Source organism: Thalassobellus sediminis, assembly GCF_044386045.1.
Classification (GTDB): domain Bacteria; phylum Bacteroidota; class Bacteroidia; order Flavobacteriales; family Flavobacteriaceae; genus Thalassobellus; species Thalassobellus sediminis.
The window spans coordinates 74263-100296 of record NZ_JBISCD010000035.1 but is presented as its reverse complement, the minus strand read 5'-3'; the positions used below and the strand labels follow the sequence as shown (position 1 = coordinate 100296).

The window sequence follows — 26034 nt, the reverse complement described above, 5'->3', positions numbered from 1 at the left end:
TGCTATTTTTAATTTATGACAGAGGATGATATAGAAAAAGAAAACGCAGCCATAACAAAAGCTTACAAAGAGTTATTAAAAGTTAGCTATACAACACTTACTGATGATGACAAAAAACTAATTAGAAAAGCTTTTGACACAGCCTTAGATGGCCATAAAAATCAACGCAGAAAATCTGGAGAAGCTTATATTTTTCATCCCATAGCGGTTGCAAAAATTGTAGCACAAGAAATTGGGTTAGATGCCACTTCTATAGCATCTGCATTACTTCATGATGTGGTTGAAGACAGTCCTGATTATGAAATTGAAGATATTGAAAAACTGTTTGGGAAATCGGTTGCAACCATAGTTAGCGGACTTACTAAAATTTCATCTTTAAGTAAAGAAAAAGACATGGATGTGTCTTTACAGGCTGAGAATTTCAGAAAAATGCTACTAACCCTCAATGATGATGTACGCGTTATCATTATTAAAATAGCTGATAGACTCCATAATATGCAAACTATGGATTCTATGCGACCAGACAAGCAAGAAAAAATAGCATCGGAGACCTTATACATATACGCACCCTTAGCTCATAGAATTGGGCTTTATAATATAAAAACCGAATTAGAAGATTTAGCACTAAGATATACTGAACCTGAAGTTTATTTTGATATTCTAAATAAAACAAAAGAAAGTAAAGAAGAACAAGATAAGTACATTGAACAATTCAGCGATGTCATAAAAAACTCTTTAAATAAAGAGCATTTTAATTACACTATAAAAGGACGCCCTAAATCAATTTTTTCAATAAGAAAAAAAATGATGAAACAAGGTGTTTCTTTTGATGAAGTCTATGACAAATTTGCAATTAGAATTATTTACAAAAGCGATGCTGCTAATGAAAAGTTTTTAGCTTGGAAAATTTATTCTATTGTAACAGATCATTTTAGACCTAACCCTATTAGACTTCGCGATTGGATATCATCTCCAAAAGGCACAGGTTACGAAGCGTTACATATAACTGTAATGGGACCAAAAGGACGTTGGGTTGAAGTACAAATACGTAGTGAGCGTATGAACGAAATTGCCGAAAAAGGCTATGCTGCACATTACAAATACAAACAAGATAACGAAAAAGAAGATAATTTAGAAGGTTGGATAAATAGGTTACAAGAAGCCCTAGAAAATCCAGAAACAAATGCCGTAGATTTTGTTGAACAGTTTAAACTCAATTTATATTCAAAAGAAATCTTTGTTTTTACTCCTAATGGCGATTTAAAATCACTTCCCAAAGGAGCCACCTCTTTAGATTTTGCTTTTAGTATTCATACTGAAATCGGTATGAAAACCCGTGGAGCAAAAGTTAACGGCAAACTCGTCCCTTTAAGTCACGAACTTAATAGTGGCGATCAAGTAGACATATTAACCTCAGAAAGTGCAAAACCAAATGCAAATTGGTTAGATTATGCAACTACAGCTAGAGCTAGAGGAAAAATTAAATCGGCTTTAAAAGAGGACAAAAAACGTATTGGAGAAGATGGTAAAGAAATTTTAAGAAGAAAATTAAAACAACTTAAAATTACTTTAAATGAAAATTCTATTAACGAGTTAGTTAATTATTTTAAACTTAATACAAGTTTAGACTTGTTTTACAGAGTTGGTCTTGGTACAATAGATAATACCATGATAAAAGACTATGCTTCTTCTAGAAATAATGCTTTAATGAGTTTTATTAAAAATAAAATAACTAGAAAAGCAAATGTTAAAAAAGAAGATTTAGAAAAAGATGAAGTAACTGCAAAGTATGACTCTATTGTATTTGGTAAAGAAGAAGAAAAACTAGAATATAAGTTATCAAATTGTTGTAATCCCATTCCTGGTGATGATGTTTTTGGTTTTTTAACAGTAACAGAAGGTATCAAAGTTCATAAAAAAAATTGTCCAAACGCCTTAACGTTACAATCTAACTACGCATATAGAATCATGCTTGCTAAATGGGTAGACTCTTCTCAACAAGAGTTTGCTGCAAAAATTGCTATTACAGGGATTGACCATATTGGATTAGTAAATGATATTACTAAAATTATTTCTGGTAATATGCATGTGAATATAAAGAACTTAAGTTTTGATAGTGATGATGGTTTATTCTCAGGAAAAATCAGTGTTGTTGTTAAAAATAAAACACTTGTTAAAAAGCTTATTGAGAAGCTTAAAAAAATTAATGGTATAGATAAGGTTACTAGACTGTAAAAAAAGTGTAAATTTGCGACGAAATTATGAATGCAAAGACAGATACAAAAAATCAAGACATAGTAAAAAGTGTATTCACTAACTTTTTAGAAAACAACGGGCATCGAAAAACACCTGAACGTTACGCTATACTACAAGAAATTTACAATAGCACAGAGCATTTCGATATAGAATCGCTGTATCTTAACATGAAAAACAAAAAATATCGTGTTTCTCGTGCAACTTTATATAATACTATAGAATTACTTTTAGAATGTGGTTTGGTAAGAAAACACCAATTTGGTCAAAACCAAGCACATTACGAAAAATCATATTTTGATAGACAACATGATCACGTCATACTAACCGATACAGGTGAAGTTATTGAATTCTGTGATCCAAGAATTCAATCTATCAAAAAAACAATCGAAGAAGTTTTCGATATCGAAATTAACAATCATTCACTTTATTTTTACGGAAATAGAAAATCAACCAAATAACTAATTTTACAATGGCAGTAGATTTACTACTAGGATTACAATGGGGAGACGAAGGCAAAGGAAAAATTGTTGACGTACTTACCACCAACTACAATATTATTGCACGTTTTCAAGGAGGCCCAAATGCAGGACACACCCTTGTATTTAACGGAAAAAAACATGTTTTACACACCATTCCTTCTGGAATTTTCCACGAAGGTAAAACCAACTTAGTTGGAAATGGTGTGGTTATAGATCCTGTTATTTTTAAAGCTGAGTTAGATAAACTTGAAGAGCAAGATGTAGATTACAGAAAATCTTTAGTTATTTCTCGTAAAGCACATATTATTTTACCAACACACCGTTTACTTGATGCTGCTAGTGAAGCTTCAAAAGGTAAAGCAAAAATTGGTTCTACTTTAAAAGGTATTGGACCAACTTATATGGATAAAACTGGTAGAAACGGTATTCGTGTAGGCGATTTAGAATTATCTGATTGGAAAGAACGCTATAGAGCTTTAGCCGATAAGCATGAGTCTATGATTGCGTTTTACGATGTAGATATTGAATATGATTTAAAAGAACTTGAATTAGAATTCTTTAAAGCTATCGAAGTTTTAAAATCGTTAAAGTTTATTGATTCTGAAGAATATGTGTACCAAGCCCAAAAAACTGGAAAAACCATTCTTGCTGAAGGCGCTCAAGGATCATTATTAGATATTGATTTTGGAACCTATCCTTTTGTAACGTCAAGTAACACCACTGCAGCTGGTGCTTGTACTGGTTTAGGAGTAGCTCCTAACCAAATAGGAGATGTTTTTGGCATCTTTAAAGCATATACAACTCGTGTTGGTTCTGGCCCATTCCCTACTGAATTATTTGATAAAGACGGACAAGAAATGGCTCGTATAGGTAACGAGTTTGGAGCCACAACAGGTAGACCTCGTCGTTGCGGTTGGTTAGATTTAGTCGCTTTAAAATACGCTTGTCAAGTTAATGGTGTAACACAATTAATGATGATGAAGGGTGACGTACTTTCTGGTTTTGAAACCTTAAAAGTATGTACTGCATACAAATATAAAGGAGAAGTTATAGAACACTTCCCTTATAATATTGAACCAGAAAATGTAGAGCCCGTTTATACAGAATTTAATGGTTGGTCTGAAGATTTAACAGGTATGTCTGAAACATCTCAATTACCAAAAGCCTTAAATGAGTATATTGAATTTTTAGAAAAAGAATTAGAAACACCTATTACTATTGTATCTGTTGGACCAGATAGAAAACAAACTATTTTTAGACAACAATTAGTTTAATAAATAAACTATTAAATATATTTAAACGCTCCAAAATTATTTTGGAGCGTTTTTTGTTTCAAACTAAATCATAAAAAAAAGCCAACAGATAATTAAACATCATATTAATCGTTATTTTTGTCACAAATCTTTTATATTTTGAATAGACTACCATCTATATTTTTTATAATATTATTTTGTTTTGTTTCAGTAACAAACATACAAGCTCAAGAAAAGAAGCAGATAAAAATTGAATATGCAGGTACAACAACCATTGATGAAGAAAAAGCTCCTGGTGCTATCACAATGACACGTGATGATTCTCAACAAGTTCACATAAAACATGGCAGCATTGATCTTTGGTGTGATAAAGCTATACAATACAGAAAAGAAAAATTTATTGAGGCTTATGGCCATGTACGAATGATAGAAGGGGACACCATCAATATGACCTCAAAATATTTAGAATATAGTGGTGAAACGGAATTAGCATTTGCTAGTGGCAAAGTAGTTTTAAAAGATCCAAATTCTACTATTACATCCGATACATTATATTATGATAAATTAAAACAAGAATCCTTTTATAAAAATGGAGGAACGGTTGTAAAGGATTCAACAGGAACAATTACTAGTAAAATAGGTCGCTATTATATGAATCTTAAAAAATATCAATTTGTAGAAAATGTTGTTTTAACAAGTGATGACGCTATCATACATTCTGGTTTTTTCGATTTTTATTCCGATTCAGGCCATGCTTATTTATTTGGACCATCAACTATTACAACAGAAGACAGTAAAACCTATTGCGAAAAAGGGTTTTATAACACCGAAAACAAAGTGGGTTATGCGCTTAAAAACGCAAAAATAGATTACGATGATAGAGAAATCCTAGGAGATAGTTTATATTTTGATAACAACATAAGTTTTGCTTCTGCTACTAATAACATAAAAGTAACAGACACCATAAACCATAGTATTATAAAAGGCCATTATGCTGAAATTTTCAAAGAAAAAGACTCGCTTTTTATTACAAAACGAGCCTTAGCCATAACAGTTCAAGAAAATGATTCTATTTATATGCATGCCGATAAAATTATGGTTACAGGTAAACCAGAACATCGAATTGTAAAAGCATATTATAATGCTAAACTTTATAAATCGGATATTAGTGCAAAGGCAGATTCTATTCATGCCGATCAAAAAACAGGATTAACACAATTAATTAATTTAGATCGTTTTGACTCTAGTGATGCCTTTTCTACTAAACGCAAACCCATTCTTTGGAATATAAAAAGCCAAATGACTGGAGACACAATACATCTAATTTCAAATCCAAAAACAGAAAAACTAGATTCACTTTTGGTATACAACAATGCTTTTATTATAAACAAAGACACCCTGAGTGATAATGGTTATAGTCAAATTTATGGTATACACTTAAAAGGTTGGTTTAACAAAGAAAACACCTTACGAAAAATAAATATTAATAAAAATGCTGAATCTATTTTTTACCTTAGAAATGATAAAGATGAACTTATCGGGATAGATAAAGCTAAATCTGGAAGTATCTCCATGTTATTTGAAAATGGAGATATTGAGGAATATAATAGAATTAATCAAGCTGATGGAAAAACATATCCACAATCACAATACCCTGAAAAAGAACAATTCCTAAAAGGTTTTGACTGGAGAGAAGATGAATGCCCACTTAGTGTTGAAGATTTATTTAAAGATGATGAACCCTTAGTTTTACCAATTATAAAAGGGCTAGATGATTATATTCCTCAAGATGCGTTTTTTGATGATGAAATGATGGAACGTATAAAACTGACTGGTAAAAACACTCCTATTAATCAAGTTGTAATAAATATTCCTGAAGAAAAAAATCAAAAAAAAATATTATCGAATAATTTAATTGAATATTCACAAGATTTTAGTAACAATATTTGGTTTAAGCATAATATAATTGTTAAACCAAATATTGATGAAGACCCTAATAGTGAAAAGACTGCAGATGCGATTATTGGCTTACAAAGAGATAGTGGTTCTATTTTTCAAAAAATAGAAATAACTAAAGGCAATATTATGTGGGCAGTTTGGGCAAAAGGGAAAGGAAATATACAAATAATGCTGCAAGAAAATGGAGGAGATTCAACTGTATACAAGTATTTAGATATAGAACTAACAAATAAATGGGAAAAATATAAACTAATAGCTAAAAAAGATGATGATAATATCCTAAACTGTATTATAACTAAAATTTTAATAAGTGATAATGTTAATTTATGGGGAGCAGAGCTATTTGAATTATCAAATTAGAAATAATGAAACAAGACTTCCTAAAATACCAAGCACAAACATCACCTCACCCTTTAGCAATGGAAGTGTCACATGCCAAAGGAAGTTTTATTTATGACACCAACAACAAAGCATATCTTGATTTTGTTGCAGGTGTATCTGCAACGCCCCTAGGACATAATCACCCAAAAGTAGTCCAAGCAATTAAAGGGCAATTAGACAAATACATGCACGTCATGGTTTATGGTGAATACGCTCAAAAACCAGCTGTAGATCTTGCTAAGCTATTAGCTAAAAACCTTCCTTACTCATTAAGCAAAACCTATTTAACCAATTCTGGAACCGAAGCGATTGAAGGTGCTTTAAAATTAGCTAAACGTGCTACTGGGCGAAGCGAAATTATTGCTGCAAATAAAGCGTACCATGGCAACACTATGGGTTCATTAAGCATTATGGGGTACCAAGAACGCAAACAAGCCTTTAGACCTTTACTACCTGATGTTAAATTTATAGAATTCAATAACGAATTCGATTTACAACAAATAACAACAAAAACTGCTTGTGTAATTTTAGAAACCATACAAGGTGGTGCTGGATTTATTGTCCCTAAAAATGACTATTTAAAAAAAATAAGACACCAATGTGATAAAGTTGGAGCTCTTTTAATTTTAGATGAAATTCAACCAGGATTTGGTAGAACTGGAACCCTTTTTGGTTTTCAAAATTATAATTGTATTCCAGATATTTTAGTAACTGGCAAAGCTTTAGGTGGTGGTATGCCTATTGGAGCCTTTACTGCTTCTAGTAGCTTAATGGATTTACTTCAAGACAACCCTAAATTAGGACACATTACTACATTTGGAGGGCATCCAGTTATTGCTGCTTCGGCTTTAGCAACTTTAAAAGAAATTACAACTAGTAATTTAATGCAGCAAGCATTAGAAAAGGAACAACTATTCAGAAAACTTTTAGTGCATCCTTTAATCAAAGAAATAAGAGGTATTGGTCTTATGCTTGCCATCATTACACCATCAGAATCCATAACAAACAGAATAGTTTTAGATGGCCAAGACCAAGGTTTAATCTTATTCTGGTTGCTTTTTGAGCCTAAAGCTGTAAGAATCACACCGCCTTTAACCATCTCAAACGAAGAAATAACTAAAGGCTGTGCTATAATTATTGATATTTTGAACAACATTCAAGATTAACAAAACACTTCCAGCACTCTAAAAATCAACCAATAACACAAAAAACTAGAACACTAAACACCCAACTGTTCATTACTTTGTTGAAAACATTTATGTAATTAATCCCATAAAACAGAATAGAATCTTAAATTTATTCAGGTAGAAACCTTACAAATGTGCTTATGGAGTTTAGTCATAACGACAATAACAACTTGCCGCTTACTAAATTTGAATCGATGTTAAAAACGAATCGTGTTTTATTCTTCGATTCAGAAGAATTTGAAAACATTATTCATCATTATCTTAATCAAGGCAAAATAGCATTAGCAAAAAAAGCTATTAAACTGGGTTTAGATCAACACCCTTCTTCTATCAATTTAAGACTTTTTAAAGTAGAAATTCATGTGTTTGAAGATAAACTTATTGAAGCCGACTCCTTATTAAATGAGCTTTACAGTTTAGACCCAATGAATGAAGAAATATTCATTCAAAAAGCAAATATATTATCTAAAAAGGACGACCATTTACAAGCTATTGAAGTATTAAAAACAGCAATTGAACTCACTGATGATGTAGTCGACTTATATTCTCTAATTGGTATGGAATACTTATTTCTAGACCAATTTGAAGATGCTAAAACATATTTCATGAAATGCTTAGAGGAAGATATTGAAGATTACTCGGCACTTTATAATGTGATTTATTGTTTTGAGTTTTTAAATCAGAATGAAGATGCTATAGAATATTTAAATATATTTTTAGATAAAAACCCGTATTGTGAAGTCGCATGGCATCAATTAGGCAAACAATATTTCTCTTTAAAAGAATACAAAAAGGCATTAACATCGTTTGATTTTGCTATTATTTCTGATGATACTTTTATTGGCGCCTATCTAGAACGTGGAAAAGTTCTTGAAAAACTAAAACAATATGAAGAAGCTATAGAAAACTATAGCATAACCTTGAAATTAGACGAACCTACATCCTTTGCTTTATTACGTATTGGCTCCTGTTATGAAAAATTAAGTAATGATGAATTAGCGCTTCAATATTATGATAGAACGGTACATGAAGACCCTTTATTAGACAAAGGATGGATAGCAATTACTAGGTATTATAACAAAAAAAAGAATTACAAAAAAGCTCTATACTATATTAATAAAGCTATAAATATTGATACTGAAAATGTTATATATTGGAAGCTTTTCTCCCAAATTAATCAACGTTTAAACTTTTATGAAGAAGCTGAGCGCGGATTTAAAAAAACGTTAGAACTAGGCAATTACGAACTAAATACATGGTTATCTCGGGGTGATTTATTAATTAAACTAAGCGAGCCAGAAGCTGCTGTTATTAATTTTGAACAAGCTTTAGAGTTTCATCCAAAAAATGCCGAAGTCGCATATCGCTTAGCAGGATTGTATTTCTCTTTAAATGAAAATGACAAAGGCATATTTTATTTAAAAAATGGTTTAAAACATAATGAAGAATACGCTTTTATTATTGAAGAACTTTTTCCTGAAGTTTCTAACAAAATACTTGTTAAAAATCTACTAAAAACAAATCTATAATTAATCATCGCGTTAAAATACATATCTTTGATTTGCTTATAAAAATCAAAACATGCAAAGACGTTTTAAAGATTATTTAATTATTTCACTAAAAGGAGTCGCTATGGGAGCTGCTGATGCTGTACCTGGTGTTTCAGGTGGTACTATAGCTTTTATTTCTGGCATTTATGAAGAATTAATTTCTACAATTAGTAACGTAAAACCGTCTCTTTTTAAAACTCTTTTAAGCGAAGGTATAAAACCGTTTTGGAAAGAAATAAATGGAAATTTCCTTTTAGCTCTTTTAAGCGGCATTATCATAAGCTTTATATCATTTATGAGGCTAGCAAAATATTTATTAGAAAATCACCCCATTTTAATTTGGTCGTTCTTTTTGGGTCTCATTATAGCAAGTATTTATTTTATAGGAAAGCAAATTACCAAATGGAACATTACAGTTATAATAGCATTAGCTATGGGAGCTCTAAGTGCATATTATATTTCATCACTTCCAGCTCTATCTAATAACGAGAACTCATTATACTTATTTATGGCTGGAGCTATTGCAATTTGTGCCATGATTTTACCTGGAATCTCTGGATCTTTCATACTTATTATTCTAGGCGCCTATAAAACACTGAGCGACGCTTTTCATGATTTTGATATAAAAAAAATAATTATTTTCGCTTCTGGTGCTCTCTTAGGTTTATTAAGTTTTAGCCATTTATTAAAATGGCTCTTTAAAAATTATCATAATATTACTTTAGCAGTTCTTACTGGTTTCATTTTTGGATCGTTAGGTAAAGTTTGGCCTTGGAAAAATACCGTATCATGGTATACAGATTCAAAAGGTATAAAAACTCCTTTATTACAAGAAAGCATCTCACCATTTGCTTTTAATGGCGATAATCAAATCGTTTTTGCCATAAGCTTAATGGTTATTGGATTTTTAACTATTTTTATTTTAGAAAGATTAGGCACTAAGAAACAGTAATGCAAGAAACTAGAACTTTAACCGATAAACTTTTTCTTATTCTAAAAGGATTAGGTATGGGGGCTGCGAATAAAGTTCCTGGGGTATCTGGTGGTGTTGTTGCTTTTGTTGCTGGTTTTTATGAGGAATTTATTTATTCGTTAAAAAAGATTAACGGTAAAGCTTTTATGCTACTTATTAATGGGCGCTTTAAAAGCTTTTACAACTATATTAACGGACGCTTCTTAGGGTTACTTTTCTTAGGAATGATAGTGAGTTACTTTAGCATTTCTAAAGTTCTAGATTATCTTATAATACATTATGAACTCTATGTTTGGAGCGTATTCTTCGGAATGATTATTGGTTCTATTTATTATATAAATAAAGATTTTAAAGATTGGAATTATAAAACATACTTATGTCTAGCTGTTGGAATTGCAATAGGAATAAGTATTAGTTTTTTAAATCCTGCCAAAGAAAACGACAACCTATGGTTTGTATTTTTTTGTGGTATTATTAGTGTATCTGGTATGACACTTCCTGGTTTTTCAGGATCTTTCATTCTTATTCTTTTAGGAAACTATGTGTTGCTCTTAGTCGATTCTGTAAACGCTTTATACGATACTGTTTATGAAATTCTAGGAAGTGATTTTAGCTTTGTTGAAAATACAGAACGCATAAGAATGCTAAAAACTCTTATTGTCTTCACTCTAGGATCAATAACAGGCTTAGTTACTTTTTCACATGCATTAAGCTATATTTTAAAGCATTATAAAAGTATTACGCTTTCGTCCATTATTGGATTTATAGTTGGCTCACTAGGTGTTGTATGGCCATGGAAAAAAACTATTTTCAAAATACATGAAGATGGAAGCTTTTTACTAGATTCAACTGAGCAAAAAATTATACAAAATTACAAACGCTATATCCCCGAATTAAACACAGAAACTTATTATGCTATCGCCTTTATATTTTTAGGAATAGCTATCGTTTTAGCATTAGAAATTTACGGGCAAAAAACAAGAATAAATAAATGAACAAATTAGGGCTTTTAGGCAAAAACATATCATACTCTTTTTCAAGATCATATTTTGAACAGAAATTTAAAGATGAAAATATAGAAAATACCACTTACGAAAATTTCGATATTGAATCTATTGAGTTATTCCCATCTATTATAACTGACACATCAAACTTAAAGGGCTTAAACGTAACTATTCCATACAAACAAGATGTCATGCCTTTTTTAGATAAAATAAACAAAAAAGCTAAATCTATTGGCGCTGTAAACACTATAAAAATAACAAAAAAAGGAAAGTTAGTTGGCTACAATACAGATTGCTATGGATTTTCAAAATCTCTTGAACCATTGTTAAAACCACATCATAAAAAAGCTTTAATATTAGGTACAGGTGGGGCTAGTAAAGCTGTAGCATATAGTTTAGAAAAGCTAGAAATTGAGTATAAATATGTATCCCGAAAGCAATCTGGAGGTATTAGCTATACCTACGAAACATTAAACGAATCGGTAATTAAAGAACACCAAGTCATAATAAATTGTACACCCTTAGGCACCTTTCCTAATATTGATAATTGTCCAGATATTCCATATAACGCCATTACAAACAATCACATTTTATTCGATTTAATTTATAATCCAGAAGAAACTAAGTTTCTAAAATTTGGAAAAAAACAAGGTGCAACAATAGAAAACGGGTTAAAGATGTTAAAATTACAAGCTGAAAAAGCTTGGTCTATTTGGAACTTAGAGTAAAACTATCTTTTATTTTACTAAAAGCATCGCTTCTCTTTTGTAAATAGTATACTTGTTAGTATCTTTAATGCGAAAGTAATTTGATGAACCTAAACATTTTTAAAAATGTCTGATAGTAATAAACTGCAAAAAGCAGAAGGAGTAGAAGAAACACAAAACAACACAAACGAGTTAAACAATGATAACTTAGTTGACAATTCTTCAACAGAAACAGGAAAAACTCAAGAAGTAAAACCTATCGTTGAAGAGGTTAATGTTGTTAATAAAGACGCTGAGGCAGAAAATCATCAAGATACTGAACAACCAGTAAGTGAAGATACTAAATCGAATAATGAAGACACTTCTAAAGTTACTAAATCTGATGAAGAAGGCGAAAAAGTTATTAATGAAATAGAAGAATCTAATGCTGAAGACGCTGAAGATGAAGGCAACAAAGAACGACATACTATTGAAGTAAAAGAGTATGATAACATGTCGTTAGAAGCCCTAGCGATCGAGTTAGAAAAACTGCTTAAAAACGAAAAAATTCAAGCTATAAAATCTCATGTAGATGGTATTAACAACGAATTCAAAACAAAATTCCAAGCGTTACTAGATGAGAAAAAAGAAGAATTTTTAAATGATGGCGGTAACGAAATTGATTTTTTCTACTCGTCACCCATTCAAAAAAGATTTAAAGAAGCTTATAAGGAATACAGAACAAAACTAAACGACCATTATAAAAGTTTAGAAAAAAATCTAAAACAAAATTTAGTCGATAAACTTGAAATTATAGAAGAATTAAAAGGGCTTTTAAACCTTGAAGAGAATATAAACACAACATATAAGCACTTTAAAGAATTACAAGAACGTTGGAGAAATACAGGACCTATTCCAAGAGACAAATACAATAATGCATGGAATAGTTACCACCACCATGTAGAAATGTTTTATGACTTTTTACACTTAAATAGAGACTTACGCGATTTAGATTTTAAACATAACTTAGAGAAAAAAACTAAAATTATTGAACGTGCTGAAGAGTTAGCACAAGATGATAATGTTATGCGCTCGTTTAGAGAATTACAAGAACTTCATAAAATGTGGAAAGAAGAACTTGGACCTGTTGGAAGAGAGCATAGAGAAAAAATATGGGATCGTTTTAAAGCTGCTACTAAAATAATTAATGATAAACGTCAAGTATATTATCAAGAAATTGACAAAGTTTACGAAAAAAATCTAGAGTATAAACTTGAAATAATAGCAAATATTGATGCACTAAATGCACAAGAAACCAATTCTCACGGTGGCTGGCAAAATAAAATCAAAGCTATTGAAGCGCTTAGAAATGATTTTTTTAGTGCTGGTAAAGTTCCTATAAAAGTAAACGAAGCTACTTGGGCTAAGTTTAAAGATGCTGTTAGAGTTTTTAATAGACAAAAAAACAGTTTTTATAAAGGACTTAAAAAAGACCAATACACCAATCTTCAGAAAAAACTAGAACTTATAAAAATAGCTGAAGACAATAAAGACAGTGAAGACTTTGAAGTAACAACTGCTTTAATGAAAAAAATACAAAGTGATTGGAAAAAGATAGGTCATGTACCAAGAAAAGATAGTGATAAAATATGGAAGCAATTTAAAACTGCTTGCAATGCTTATTTTGACAGATTACATGCCCAAAAGAACGCTGCTAATAAAGAAGAATTAGAAGCTTTTAATAAAAAAGCTAGTTTATTAGATTCTCTTAAAGAATTAAAACCTTCTGGAGATACAGATAAAGATATTAAGGCTATAAAAGAACAAATTAATAACTGGAAAGCACTAGGCAGAGTGCCAAATGATAAACGTTATATTGAAGGTAAATTCCAAAAAACTATAGACGGTTTATTATCTAATTTAAAAATGGATAAAAATGAAGTTGAAATGATTAAGTTTGAAAACAAACTGGATAACTTTAATACTTCTCAAGACAATAGAGATTTAGATAATGAGCGTTCTTTTATTCGTAAAAAAATAGATGAAGTTAAAAGTCAGATAAATCAATTAGAAAACAACTTACAATTTTTCACCAATGTTGATGATGATAATCCGCTTGTAAAGGAAGTACACAGCAATATAAAAACTCATAAAGAGTCTTTAGCTTTATGGAAAAGCAAGTTAAAAAAGATTAAAGAACTATATTAATATTCTTTACTATATAAACAAAAACAGCTTGGTAAATCACCAAGCTGTTTTTGTTTATAATTCAATTTCACCTAATTAAGCTAAAATGTCCACGGTAAACTCTAATTTCTCCAGTAGTTTCAACCAGTTCTGCTAAAAACCAATAATCTGAATTTGGTAAAAATTCACCATTAAAGGTTCCGTCCCAAACACCACTTTTAGTAGTTAATTGCTTTATTAATTTACCATAACGATTGTATACACTTACTTTTGAATCATCTGTATAATCAGTACCCAATCCTTTAATTTGCCATGTATCATTTACACCATCATTATTCGGAGTAAAGAATTTAGGAAATCCTAAAATAAAGACTTCAATAGATGTTATACCACAACCATTTTTATCTTTAATATAAAATATATGAGAACCTGCTCCTACTCTATCAAAGTAAGGTTCATCTTGATAAGGCCCATCAATATTATCTAAAGTAAATTCATAATCACCTATACCAAGGTTATTATTATCATTATTTATGGATATGCTATTATTATCTGTTAACTCAATAATTTCTATATCATTACTATCAATTGTAGCTATGCTAGATTCTTCAACATTATATGCAATAGGAAATGATTCGCATCCAAATTCTGAAGTCGCTATAACTGTATAAGTACCTCCTAATAACACTTCAGTTTCAAATAAATCTGCTACAATGGTTCCAGCTGAATCTTTCCACTCATATGTATATTTACCTTTAGAGTTTAATGTAAATAATGTAATTACCTCTGCATTAGAACAAAGCACTTTTGATTGTCCTACCTCAAATTCTGGCCTTGGATGTACTGTTAATTGTAAATGAGGACCAATTCCAAAACAATTTCCATTATCATCACTTTCAACCCGCACATATATTATTTGTGAAAAAGCATCTTTGTTTTCATAAACACCTAATATTTCATTTTGTTCTAGCTGAGCATCAGTTAAATTTTCAAAATAATGAATACTTAAATTTTGACCTATAGGTAATCTATCTAAAAAGCTTTGACTTGCTTCCGATAAATCGAACCCATAAAACCCATCTATTTCATTATCATCATCACATGAAGATAACTCTTCAAAAAAATCTATAGGCAGCGATGTTGTAGAAACTTCTAATGTTATTTCTGATATATTATAACAACCATTAATGGTTTCAGCACGAACAAATACTGTATTTGAAATTGAATTGTTAAAAGATGTTGGTGAATTAATAGCGTTTATAGTTCCATTCTCTGCATCACTTAAATCAGTATAATATGAGATATCTAATCCTGAAGAACTATTATTTGTTATTATATCATTTACTTCATTTAAATTAAAATCAGTATTACCATCTGGATTTCCATCTACATCACAATTTTTAAAAGTAATTGAAGGCTGCACAACTGGTATTTGATAAACTGTAGCGATTACTGGTATTCTTTCATCATTAATACAACCATTGAATGAACTAGATACATAATACGTTCTTGTTATATTTAAATCTGGTGTTATAAATACAGTACCAGTAGCAATTGAAGCACCTCCAGATGGCGAATCAAACCACAAAACATCTCCTAAAGAAGCTGTTGCTTCTATAGTCATAAAACCACTACCGCAAACTGAACCTGGTTTTACATCAATAATTGAAGTATTAATAGCTGTAATTTTTGTACTTGCTGAAATATTTAAAGAAGGCTCTTGAGGAGAACCATATTCAACAATATAGCCTTTTGGATGATAAGGTCCTGGTGGATCTCCTGTAACTCTTAAATCATTCCATGCACCTTTAATACCAATTGATGGATCTGTAATATGTGCATAATCTTCACCTCCATTAACATTATTAGGTTCATTATTATTCCAATTTGCATAATTAGGAGTAGACCCATTACTTGCTCCATTCCAAAAAATAGTTCCAGCTTCAGGACCAGTAACCCATCTCCATACACCTTCTGTTTGCTCATCTGTTCCTCCAATCCAGCCAGCACCTGCTGCTTGTTCTCCTACTAACTGAGCTTCCTCTGGATAAAGAATTGTTACCAAATACCCCTTTAAACCAAAATAAGTTCTGTTTTCTGCTGCGATTTTAGCTGCAGACCATGAAATACCATAATCTGATACATACTCATAATAATGATCTGTCTTAGGTAAATAATTAGCATCTCCTATGGTTATTGAAAATGTTTTATTTTTAGGGCTATTACTTGTACTCTGAAAAACAATAGCTTCAACCGCTGGTATTAAATCTGTATAAATAGCAGAAGCTGAACCAAGACCTCTTAAGGTTAATTTACCTTCAATAGGGCTCCAAGAAGTCGTAATGCTTGGATGTGTTCCAGTAAGTATTAACGTATCTTCTCCTTGCACATAACCTGTTGAAATTTGCACATAAAGCGCTGCTATTTCTGTATCATCGGGATCTTCAATATTAAAATCGGTAACAATGTTAATTAGAGTTTTAGGACAATATAGCTGATCTCCTGTAGCTGTTATAGTTGGTGCTATATTTTGAGACCAACAAAAACTATTTATAAGAAAAAAAAACACAATATAAAATATTATGCAATTTGATTTATTGTGCATTAAGTTTTAATAAATATTTATTTAATAAATATAATACAAATTTAAAACTATTAATAAAATTTACAGATAAAAACCTACTCTATGAGGTTTAAAGACATTTGACCTATTGCCGATTTTGAAATTTGAAAATCACAGATTTTCCAATTCCCTATTTCGGCAATCGCTTTGCTTCTTCCCAAAACACGTCCATTTGAGCAAGGGTCATGTGTTTTAATGGCTTGTTCATGGCTTTTGCTTTTTCTTCAAGATACTGGAAACGTTTTGAGAATTTTTTATTGGTACGTTCTAATGCGTTTTCTGGATTTATATTTAAAAAACGTGCATAGTTTACCATAGAAAATAAAACATCGCCAAATTCGCTTTCCATAGCATCATCATCGCCTTTTTCTACTTCTACTTTAAATTCATTTAGTTCTTCTTCTAATTTTTCCCAAACCTGTTCTGGTTGTTCCCAATCAAACCCTACTCCTGCTACTTTTTCTTGAATTCTATTGGCTTTCACCAAGGCTGGCAAACTTTTTGGCACACCTTCTAAAACACTTGTTTTTCCTTCTTTTAATTTTAAATTTTCCCAATTTCTTTTTACATCATCTTCATTTTCCACCTTAACATCGCTATAAATATGTGGATGTCTATGAATTAACTTTTCACAAATACCATTGCATACATCGGCAATATCAAAATCCTTAGTTTCACTTCCTATTTTAGAATAGAATACTATGTGTAATAACACATCGCCTAATTCCTTTTTAACCTCTTCTAAATCCTTATCTAAAATAGCATCACCAAGTTCGTAAGTTTCTTCTATGGTTAAATGACGTAAGGTTTCCATAGTTTGCTTTTTATCCCAAGGACATTGCTCACGCAACTCATCCATGATGGTTAACAATCTATCAAACGCCTTTAGTTGTTCTGCTCTAGAATTCATTTTTAATGTTTTTGTAAAAATACAGTTTTGATTTATTTGAATTGAAAATTACTTTTATTATTCTCAATTTATAAACACACTTGACTTTGTCAGAAAAAATAGCTAACTTCGTTTAACGTATGATATAAATCATTAAAACGATTTCATATCTACGTCATTAGCAAAAATTAAATAATAAATTATGATAAAAATAGAATGCTCTTCTGTTCTAATATTTTTAATATTAGTATTCTCTTGCGGAGGCAATGATGATTCTCAAATTCAAATCACAGTTTCGGCTACAGACTTTTCAATCACAATTGATGAAAATCCTGAGGCAAATGCAATTATTGGTACTGTAATTGGCTCTTCAAATCAAGGGGATGTAACCTTTTCAATTACCTCTCAAAATCCAAGTAATTCTTTCAATATTAATCAGACTACCGGCGAATTAACAGTAAATATTGTTGATAATTTTGATTACGAAATTAATCCAGTAATTACTGGTGTTATAAATGTTTCAAATGGAAATGTTTCCAAAACATCTATTGTAACTATTAATTTAAATGATTTGAATGAACCTAATGTTTTTGTTGGTAATCTTGATTTCAGCTCTCAAGAAGACATAAATGATTTTGGTGCAAAGGAATATACCGAAGTAACCGGATGGGTTAATTTTAATAATTCTAGTGGTAATATTTCCTCTTTGGCTCCTCTAATGACTTTAACAAAAATTAGTGAGGATTTATTAATTAGAAGTTGCCATAAATTAAAAACTTTAAATGGTTTAGAAAATTTAAGTTTTGTTGGAGGGCATTTGGTAATTGGTTTAAATGAACAATTAGAATCTATTGAGGCATTAAAAAACATTAAAAATACTATTGGAGATTTAAGAGTAAGTACTAATGATCAGCTTAAATCTTTAGAAGGTTTAAATAATTTAACTAATGTTGGCGGACGATTAGTAATTCGACATAATGAGAATCTTATTGATATTTCTGCGTTAAGGAATCTAATTTCTGTTAAAGATGATCTAAGTATTATGGGTGATAATTCTTTTACTACTCTAGAAGGGTTGAATAATTTAAATTCTATTGGTGGAAAGTTTACAATATCCTGGACACTTCTTAAAACTCTTAAAGGTTTAGATAGCTTAAGCGAGATAAAAGGCCTTTTAGGTTTAGAAATTAATGGTAATGATGATCTGGTAAATTTAGATGGATTTAATTCTAATGTATCATTAAACTCGGGTACTGATTTTAATTCAATTGGAATAAGCGGGAATCTTTCATTGACTAATATTGACGGTTTATCAAAATTTATATGTGATGAATTTACTCTTATAAATATTAATGAAAATCCTTCTTTAATAAATATTAATGGATTAACACCTATTTATAAATCTGGAGGCATAAGTATTCTTGGAAATTCTGCTTTGGTAAATGTTGATGGATTGATAAATATAAAAACAATATCATTAAATGGAAATTTAGAATTAAAGGAGAACACATCATTAAATGATCTTTGTGGTATTACTCCGCTAATAAAAAACAATGGAATTAGTGGAATTGGAAGTTATATTGTTTCAGGGAATTTATTTAACCCTTCTGAACAAGATATTTTGGATGAAAATTGTAAAAATTAAAAACAACTTTTGCTAACAACGTGTAAAAATAATTGCTTGGTTCTTGTCTACTTGGAAAATCCTGCGGATTTTCCTCTGGTTCGTTCCATTTTTAGTGAGTTAGTTGCTTAAACACGCAACTATCCTTACACATAAACGTTAAACGAACCTCTTCAAAATAATACAACTTTTATTAAAAAAATGATAAGCCATCAAAAAAGCGCGTTAAGGATTGTAGTGAAAAGCCTGACCCATAGTCCTGAACTAAATTTAGGATAATGGTAACGCCCAAAATATAATTCTAGAAATTAAAAAACCCAGCAAAAGTGATGGGTTTTTATAGATTCCCGTCTTCACGGGAATGACAATTTTAGCGGAAATCCCAAGGCAAAACCTAGAGAAATTTCTTTTCGAATAGTTTACTTCGAATTAAGAAGCTGCATTCTCTTTTTTAATTAAGTTTAAAGCAGAACCTTCGTTATACCAATCTATTTGAGATTGATTGTATGTATGATTTACTTCAATAACATCTTTAGATCCATTAACATGTACAAACTCTATATTTAAAGTTTTTCCTGGTGCAAAGGCATCTAAATCTAAAAAGTTGATGGTATCGTCTTCTTGAATTTTATCGTAATCGGCTTCGTTAACAAAGGTTAAACCTAGCATACCCTGTTTTTTAAGGTTTGTTTCGTGAATACGAGCAAAGGATTTTACAATAACTGCAACCACACCTATATGTCTTGGTTCCATAGCAGCATGCTCTCGAGAAGAGCCTTCACCGTAATTATGATCGCCAACCACTATAGACGGAATTCCGGCCGCTTTGTATGCTCTTGCTGTATCTGGCACACCTCCAAAATCGCCTGTTAATTGATTTTTAACAAAGTTTGTTTTTTTACCAAAGGCATTCACAGCTCCAATTAAACAGTTGTTTGAAATATTATCTAAATGACCACGGAAACGTAACCAAGGTCCAGCCATAGAAATATGATCTGTTGTACATTTTCCATAAGCTTTTATTAATAATTTAGCACCTGTAATATTGTTGCCAATAGGTTCGAAAGGTGTTAACAATTGTAATCTTTCAGAATCTTCTGCTACTTTTACTTGCACATGACTTCCGTCTGCTTCTGGTGCTAAATAGCCATTATCTTTAACTTCAAAACCTTTTGGAGGTAACTCCCATCCTGTTGGTTCATCGAACATCACTTTTTCTCCATTTTCATTAATTAAACTATCTGTCATGGGATTAAAATCTAAACGACCTGCAATAGCAATAGCCGCTGTAATTTCTGGTGATGCCACAAAAGCATGTGTATTTGGGTTTCCATCGGCACGCTTTGCAAAGTTTCTATTAAAAGAGTGTACAATACTGTTTTTTGGTGCATTTTTAGGATCGCTATAACGCGCCCATTGCCCAATACATGGTCCGCAAGCATTGGTGAATATTTTAGCATCTAATTTTTCAAACACTTGAATAATGCCATCGCGATCTGCTGTGTAACGTACTTGCTCTGAACCTGGATTAATCCCTAATTCTGATTTCATTTTAATGCCTTTATCTAAAGCTTGCTTCGCTATGGATGAGGCACGAGATAAATCTTCGTAAGAGGAATTGGTACAAGACCCTATTAACCCCCACTCTACTGCAATTGGCCAATCGTTAGCTTTTGCTTTTTCATTCATATCTTTACCAACAGAAGTCGATAAATCTGGCGTAAAAGGACCGTTTAATAACGGGGTTAATTCCGATAAGTTGATTTCAATAACTTCATCAAAATACTGTTCTGGATTTGCGTATACTTCAGCATCACCTGTTAGGTATTCTTTTACTGTGTTTGCAGCGTCTGCGACATCCGCTCTATCTGTAGCTCGTAAATAACGTTCCATAGAATCATCATACCCAAAAGTAGATGTGGTTGCCCCAATTTCAGCTCCCATATTACAAATGGTTCCTTTACCTGTACAAGACATAGAAGTTGCGCCTTCTCCAAAATATTCAACAATAGCATCGGTTCCTCCTTTTACAGTAAGAATTTCGGCTACTTTTAAAATCACATCTTTTGGTGCTGTCCATCCAGATAATTTACCAGTTAACTTAACACCTATTAACTTCGGGAATTTTAATTCCCAAGCCATACCTGCCATTACATCTACAGCATCAGCGCCTCCTACTCCAATGGCAACCATACCTAATCCACCAGCATTTACGGTATGCGAATCGGTACCAATCATCATACCTCCTGGGAATGCATAATTTTCTAAGACTACTTGGTGAATAATACCTGCTCCTGGTTTCCAGAAACCAATACCGTATTTATTTGAAACGGACTCTAAAAAATTAAAGACTTCACTACTTACACTATTTGCGTTTTTTAAATCGGCAGCAGCCCCTTCTTTAGCTTGAATTAAATGATCGCAATGTACCGTTGTAGGAACAGCTACTTTACTTTTTCCTGCTTGCATAAATTGCAATAATGCCATTTGTGCTGTTGCATCTTGACAAGCAATACGGTCTGGAGCAAAATCTACATAATCTTTACCTCTTGTAAAGGCTTTTGTTGATTCACCATCCCAAAGGTGAGAATATAATATCTTTTCAGAAAGTGTTAGTGGTTTGCCTACAACTTCTCGAGCTTTATCAACACGTTCTGCTATTTTGGTGTAAACACCTTTAATCATATCAATATCAAATGCCATATTATTTATTTTAATTATTCTTAGTTTTTTAGTGCATGTAAGATACAAAAATAAGTACAGCATTTAAAGACAGAAGGTTGACTGATATATTAAGATAATTTAATTTCTATGCAAAAAAAAGTCCGAATCTAAGATTCGGACTTTTAAAATATTATAAAGTAACAAAAAGTTACATTACTAATTGTTTTTGAGATGGTTTAAACTTAGTTAACACAATACCATCAACAGCTTTTTCATATTCTTCCATAGTAGGAGTTCTTCCTAAAATAGTAGATAATACAACTACTGGCGTAGATGATAATAAAGACTCACCTTTTTTCTCACCAGAATCTTTAACAACACGTCCTTGGAATAAACGCGTTGAAGTAGCCATTACAGTATCACCTGGTTCTGCTTTTTCTTGGTTACCCATACATAAGTTACAACCTGGGCGTTCTAAGTATAGCATGTTTTCATATTTAGTACGTGCTAAACCTTTTGGAGCACTGTCATCAAATTCAAAACCTGAATATTTTTGAAGTACTTCCCAATCACCTTCAGCTTTTAACTCATCAACAATATTATATGTTGGAGGCGCTACTACAAGCGGTGCATTAAATTCAACTTTACCTTCTTGTTCCTCAATATTTTTTAATATTTGAGCTAAAATTTTCATGTCCCCTTTATGAACCATACAAGATCCTACAAAGCCTAAATCTACTTTTTTAGTACCACCATAATACGATAATGGTCTAATAGTATCGTGTGTATAACGTTTAGAAACATCTTCGTTATTTACATCTGGATCGGCAATCATTGGTTCAGCAATTTCATCTAAATCAATAACAACGTCTGCATAGTAATTAGCATTTGCATCTGGTCTTAAAGCTGGTTTTTCACCAGACTTCAATTCACTTATTCTAGTATTCGCTTTATTAACAAGACCTTTTAATACTTGAGTTTCATTATCCATGCCCTTATCAATCATGATTTGGATACGATCTCTAGAAATCTCTAATGATTCTATTAACGTTTCATCTTCTGAAATACAAATAGAAGCTTTCGCTTTCATTTCTGCAGTCCAATCTGTAAATGTAAAAGCTTGATCTGAAGTTAATGTTCCAATGTGAACCTCAATAATTCTTCCTTGGAATACGTTTTCTCCACCAAACTGTTTTAACATTTGTTGTTGCGTAGCATGTACCACATCACGGAAATCCATGTATGATTTCATATTACCTTTAAACGTTACTTTAACCGATTCTGGAATTGGCATAGTAGCCTCTCCTGTTGCTAATGCTAAAGCAACGGTTCCTGAATCTGCTCCAAAGGCAACACCTTTAGACATACGTGTATGAGAATCTCCACCAATAATGATGTCCCAATCTCCAACAGTAATATCATTCAATACTTTGTGAATAACATCGGTCATAGCGTGGTACTGACCTTTTGGATCACGCGCTGTAATTAATCCGAAGTCATTCATAAAGGTCATTAATCTAGGAATATTAGCCTTAGACTTATCGTCCCAAACTGAAGCCGTATGACATCCTGATTGGTATGCACCATCAACAATAGGAGAAATAACTTTAGCGGCCATCATTTCTAATTCCTGAGACGTCATTAAACCTGTAGTATCTTGAGAACCCACAATGTTTACTTCCACTCTTACATCAGAACCTGCATGCAATGTTTTTCCTGGTGTATTACCAACTGCATTTTTATTGAATATTTTTTCTACTGCTGTTAAACCTTGTCCTTCAATAGAAATTTCTTTTGAATTAGCATACACTTGAGGAATCTCAATTCCTAAAATTCTAGCAGCAATTGTTTGTAATTTTTTACCGAAAACAACAGCGTAAGATCCACCTGCTTTAATAAACTCCATTTTTTGTGGCGTTAATGCAGCAGAAATATCTTTTAATTCCTTATCTCCGTTATATAATTTTTTAGTTTTTGTGTTTATTGTAAGCACTGTACCAGTTTCAACAGAATATGTTTGCTCTAAAACTGGTTCACCATCTGCATCAAAAACAGTGTTACCATCAGCATCTTTTTGTTTTACCCAGTTTTTTAAATCAATACCAATACCACCTGTTACTCCTACAGTTGTTAAGAAAATAGGTGAAATTCCGTTTGTTCCTGCAATTACAGGAGCTATATTTATAAATGGTACATAAGGGCTACCTGGTATACCCGTCCATAAAGCCACATTATTTACACCTGACATTCTTGACGAACCAACACCCATGGTACCTTTTTCTGCAATTAGCATCACACGCTTGTCTGGATGCTTTTCTTTCAATGCTGAAAGTTCGTTTTGCATATCTTTATTGTGTTCGAATAAACACTGACCATGTAACTCACGATCTGATCTAGAATGCGCATCACCACCTGGAGACAATAAATCTGTTGAAATATCTCCTACTCCTGCAATAAAAGTAACGACTTCAATCTCTTCATCAATCTCTGGTAATTTTGTAAAAAATTCTGCTTGAGCGTAACTTTCTATAAGTTCTTTTGCAATTTCACTTCCGTTATTATAAGCTGCTTCTAAACGCTCTATATCTGCTTCGTATAAAAACACTTGTGTTTTTAAAACTGTAGCTGCTTGTTTAGCAATTGAAGCATCTTCTCCTAAGGCTAAATCAAGTAACACACCAATAGAAGGCCCTCCTTTCATATGAGATAATTGTTCAAAAGCAAAAGCCGTTGAAATTTCTTCTACAACAGATTCTCCAAGAATAATCTCTTTTAAAAATGCTGCTTTTACACCTGCAGCACTTGTTGTTCCTGGCAAGGTATTATAAATAAAAAACTTTAAAGAATCTTCTCTGTATGGATTAGAAGTATCTTTAATTTGAGCGATAATTTCGCTTAACAAATCGCCGCCATCAATTGGCTTTGGATTAAGACCTTGAACTTTTCGTTCTTCAATCTCCTTGATGTAATCTTTATAGGTGTTCATATGAGATATATTTCAATATTAAATTAATTTGAGTAAGTAATAATAGCTAATTCGTGAGATGTTAGAATAACACAATCTATAATTAGAACTTTCACTTAAACGAATTTATATGCGTTAAATTAAATTTTAAAAAGCGACGCAAAATACAAAATTAATGCAAAGATTTAAAAATATTAAAAAGAATACACTGAGGTTCTATATGAAATTATTATAGTGGTATTAAAAAATAAAATGACTACTCATTTATCACTAATTTAATACTAAAATTGAGGATTTAACAAGACATAAAAGACAAAGCTTGAGAATAAATTAAGAATATTTTGAATTTACTATTAACTTTTATAGTTGATAACACTATAAGTTAGAAATATGAATACTATTAAAACAAGCTTTTTATAATAACTTCTTCTGAAATCCCTTCAGCCTCTGCTTTATAGTTTTTTATAATTCTGTGTCTAAGAATACTCTGAGCTACAGCTTGTACATTTTCAATATCTGGAGAAAATTTACCTTGTATTGCTGCATGCGTTTTTGCTGCTAAAATTAAATTTTGTGAAGCTCTAGGACCTGCTCCCCAATCAATATAGGTTTTTACTAAATCTGGAGCTGCATCACTATTAGGTCTTGTTTTTCCAACCATAGCAACGGCATATTCAATAACATTATCGGCTACTGGAATACGTCGAATTAAATGCTGAAAATTTACAATTTCTTTTGCATTAAACAATGCATTTACTTTTGCTGGCGCATCGTTTGTTGTTGCCTTAACAACTTGTACTTCTTCTTCAAAAGAAGGATAATCTAAATTAATAGCAAACATAAAACGGTCTAACTGTGCTTCTGGTAACGGATATGTTCCTTCTTGCTCAATAGGGTTTTGTGTTGCTAAAACAAAATATGGTAATTCTAACTTATAATGATGACCTGCTACAGTTACTGATCGCTCTTGCATAGCTTCCAATAAAGCTGCTTGTGTTTTTGGTGGTGTTCTGTTAATCTCGTCGGCTAAAATAATATTTGCAAAAATGGGCCCTTTAATAAATTTAAAGTGACGATCTTCATCTAAAATCTCACTTCCTAAAATATCACTAGGCATTAAATCTGGGGTAAACTGAATACGCTTAAAATCTAAACCTAAAGCCTGTGCAATAGTATTTACCATTAATGTTTTTGCTAAACCTGGAACACCAATAAGTAATGAGTGCCCTCCAGAAAATATAGAAATTAATATTTGATTTACGACTTCATCTTGACCTACTATAACTTTTGCTATTTCGGTTTTTAAATCTTTATATTGCTTAACAAAATTTTCTATAGCAACTACATCAGACAT

General features: G+C 31.5%; 16 protein-coding genes. 11 read left to right on the top strand and 5 right to left on the bottom strand.

Annotated features, from left to right (window positions below):
* Positions 1 to 15 precede the first annotated feature (15 nt).
* From ACH5TW_RS01270 to ACH5TW_RS01225, 10 genes are all read left to right on the top strand, one after another.
* On the top strand, positions 16 to 2235 hold the full coding sequence (locus ACH5TW_RS01270; protein ID WP_439334664.1) for a RelA/SpoT family protein: 2220 nt from the start codon (positions 16 to 18) through the stop codon (positions 2233 to 2235).
* A 26-nt stretch (positions 2236 to 2261) separates the two neighbouring features.
* A complete protein-coding gene (locus ACH5TW_RS01265) occupies positions 2262 to 2714 on the top strand; it encodes a Fur family transcriptional regulator (RefSeq protein WP_439334663.1) in 453 nt (150 codons plus the stop codon).
* Between the two features lie 11 nt (positions 2715 to 2725).
* On the top strand, positions 2726 to 4009 hold the full coding sequence (locus tag ACH5TW_RS01260; protein WP_439334662.1) for an adenylosuccinate synthase: 1284 nt from the start codon (positions 2726 to 2728) through the stop codon (positions 4007 to 4009).
* A 138-nt stretch (positions 4010 to 4147) separates the two neighbouring features.
* Entirely contained in the window at positions 4148 to 6307 is a 2160-nt protein-coding gene (locus ACH5TW_RS01255) for an OstA-like protein (protein ID WP_439334661.1), read from the top strand.
* A 5-nt stretch (positions 6308 to 6312) separates the two neighbouring features.
* On the top strand, positions 6313 to 7494 hold the full coding sequence (locus tag ACH5TW_RS01250) for an aspartate aminotransferase family protein (RefSeq protein ID WP_439334660.1): 1182 nt from the start codon (positions 6313 to 6315) through the stop codon (positions 7492 to 7494).
* Positions 7495 to 7655: 161 nt separating this feature from the next.
* On the top strand, positions 7656 to 9044 hold the full coding sequence (locus ACH5TW_RS01245; protein ID WP_439334659.1) for a tetratricopeptide repeat protein: 1389 nt from the start codon (positions 7656 to 7658) through the stop codon (positions 9042 to 9044).
* 52 nt (positions 9045 to 9096) lie between these two features.
* On the top strand, positions 9097 to 10017 hold the full coding sequence (locus ACH5TW_RS01240) for a polyprenyl-phosphate transporter (RefSeq protein ID WP_439334658.1): 921 nt from the start codon (positions 9097 to 9099) through the stop codon (positions 10015 to 10017).
* Positions 10017 to 11033, top strand: coding sequence for a DUF368 domain-containing protein (locus ACH5TW_RS01235; protein WP_439334657.1), 1017 nt, complete (start codon positions 10017 to 10019; stop codon positions 11031 to 11033). Before ACH5TW_RS01240 ends, ACH5TW_RS01235 begins: the two co-directional genes overlap by 1 nt.
* The gene (locus tag ACH5TW_RS01230; protein ID WP_439334656.1) at positions 11030 to 11770 is read left to right on the top strand and encodes a shikimate dehydrogenase family protein; all 741 of its coding nucleotides are present in this window, start codon (positions 11030 to 11032) and stop codon (positions 11768 to 11770) included. The genes ACH5TW_RS01235 and ACH5TW_RS01230 overlap by 4 nt, the downstream gene beginning before the upstream one ends.
* A gap of 105 nt (positions 11771 to 11875) precedes the next feature.
* On the top strand, positions 11876 to 13936 hold the full coding sequence (locus ACH5TW_RS01225; RefSeq protein ID WP_439334655.1) for a DUF349 domain-containing protein: 2061 nt from the start codon (positions 11876 to 11878) through the stop codon (positions 13934 to 13936).
* A gap of 67 nt (positions 13937 to 14003) precedes the next feature.
* Here ACH5TW_RS01225 and ACH5TW_RS01220 read toward each other — a convergent pair whose 3' ends face one another.
* Positions 14004 to 16484, bottom strand: coding sequence for an FIDD domain-containing protein (locus ACH5TW_RS01220; RefSeq protein WP_439334654.1), 2481 nt, complete (start codon positions 16482 to 16484; stop codon positions 14004 to 14006).
* Between the two features lie 184 nt (positions 16485 to 16668).
* Positions 16669 to 17448 carry a nucleoside triphosphate pyrophosphohydrolase gene (gene mazG / locus ACH5TW_RS01215; RefSeq protein WP_439334653.1) on the bottom strand — a complete coding sequence of 260 codons (780 nt, stop codon included), beginning with the start codon at positions 17446 to 17448 and terminating at the stop codon, positions 16669 to 16671.
* A 181-nt stretch (positions 17449 to 17629) separates the two neighbouring features.
* Here mazG and ACH5TW_RS01210 point away from each other — a divergent pair, with 181 nt between their 5' ends.
* Positions 17630 to 19072 (top strand): cadherin repeat domain-containing protein, encoded by a 1443-nt coding sequence (locus tag ACH5TW_RS01210; protein ID WP_439334652.1) that lies wholly within the window; start codon positions 17630 to 17632, stop codon positions 19070 to 19072.
* A gap of 408 nt (positions 19073 to 19480) precedes the next feature.
* Here the strand turns inward: ACH5TW_RS01210 and ACH5TW_RS01205 are convergent, their stop codons facing one another.
* The 3 genes from ACH5TW_RS01205 to ACH5TW_RS01195 form a co-directional block, all read right to left on the bottom strand.
* Positions 19481 to 21754, bottom strand: coding sequence for an aconitate hydratase (locus tag ACH5TW_RS01205; protein WP_439334651.1), 2274 nt, complete (start codon positions 21752 to 21754; stop codon positions 19481 to 19483).
* A 169-nt stretch (positions 21755 to 21923) separates the two neighbouring features.
* Positions 21924 to 24701, bottom strand: a complete 2778-nt coding sequence (locus tag ACH5TW_RS01200; protein WP_439334650.1) for a bifunctional aconitate hydratase 2/2-methylisocitrate dehydratase — start codon at positions 24699 to 24701, stop codon at positions 21924 to 21926.
* A 379-nt stretch (positions 24702 to 25080) separates the two neighbouring features.
* Entirely contained in the window at positions 25081 to 26034 is a 954-nt protein-coding gene (locus ACH5TW_RS01195; protein ID WP_439334649.1) for an AAA family ATPase, read from the bottom strand.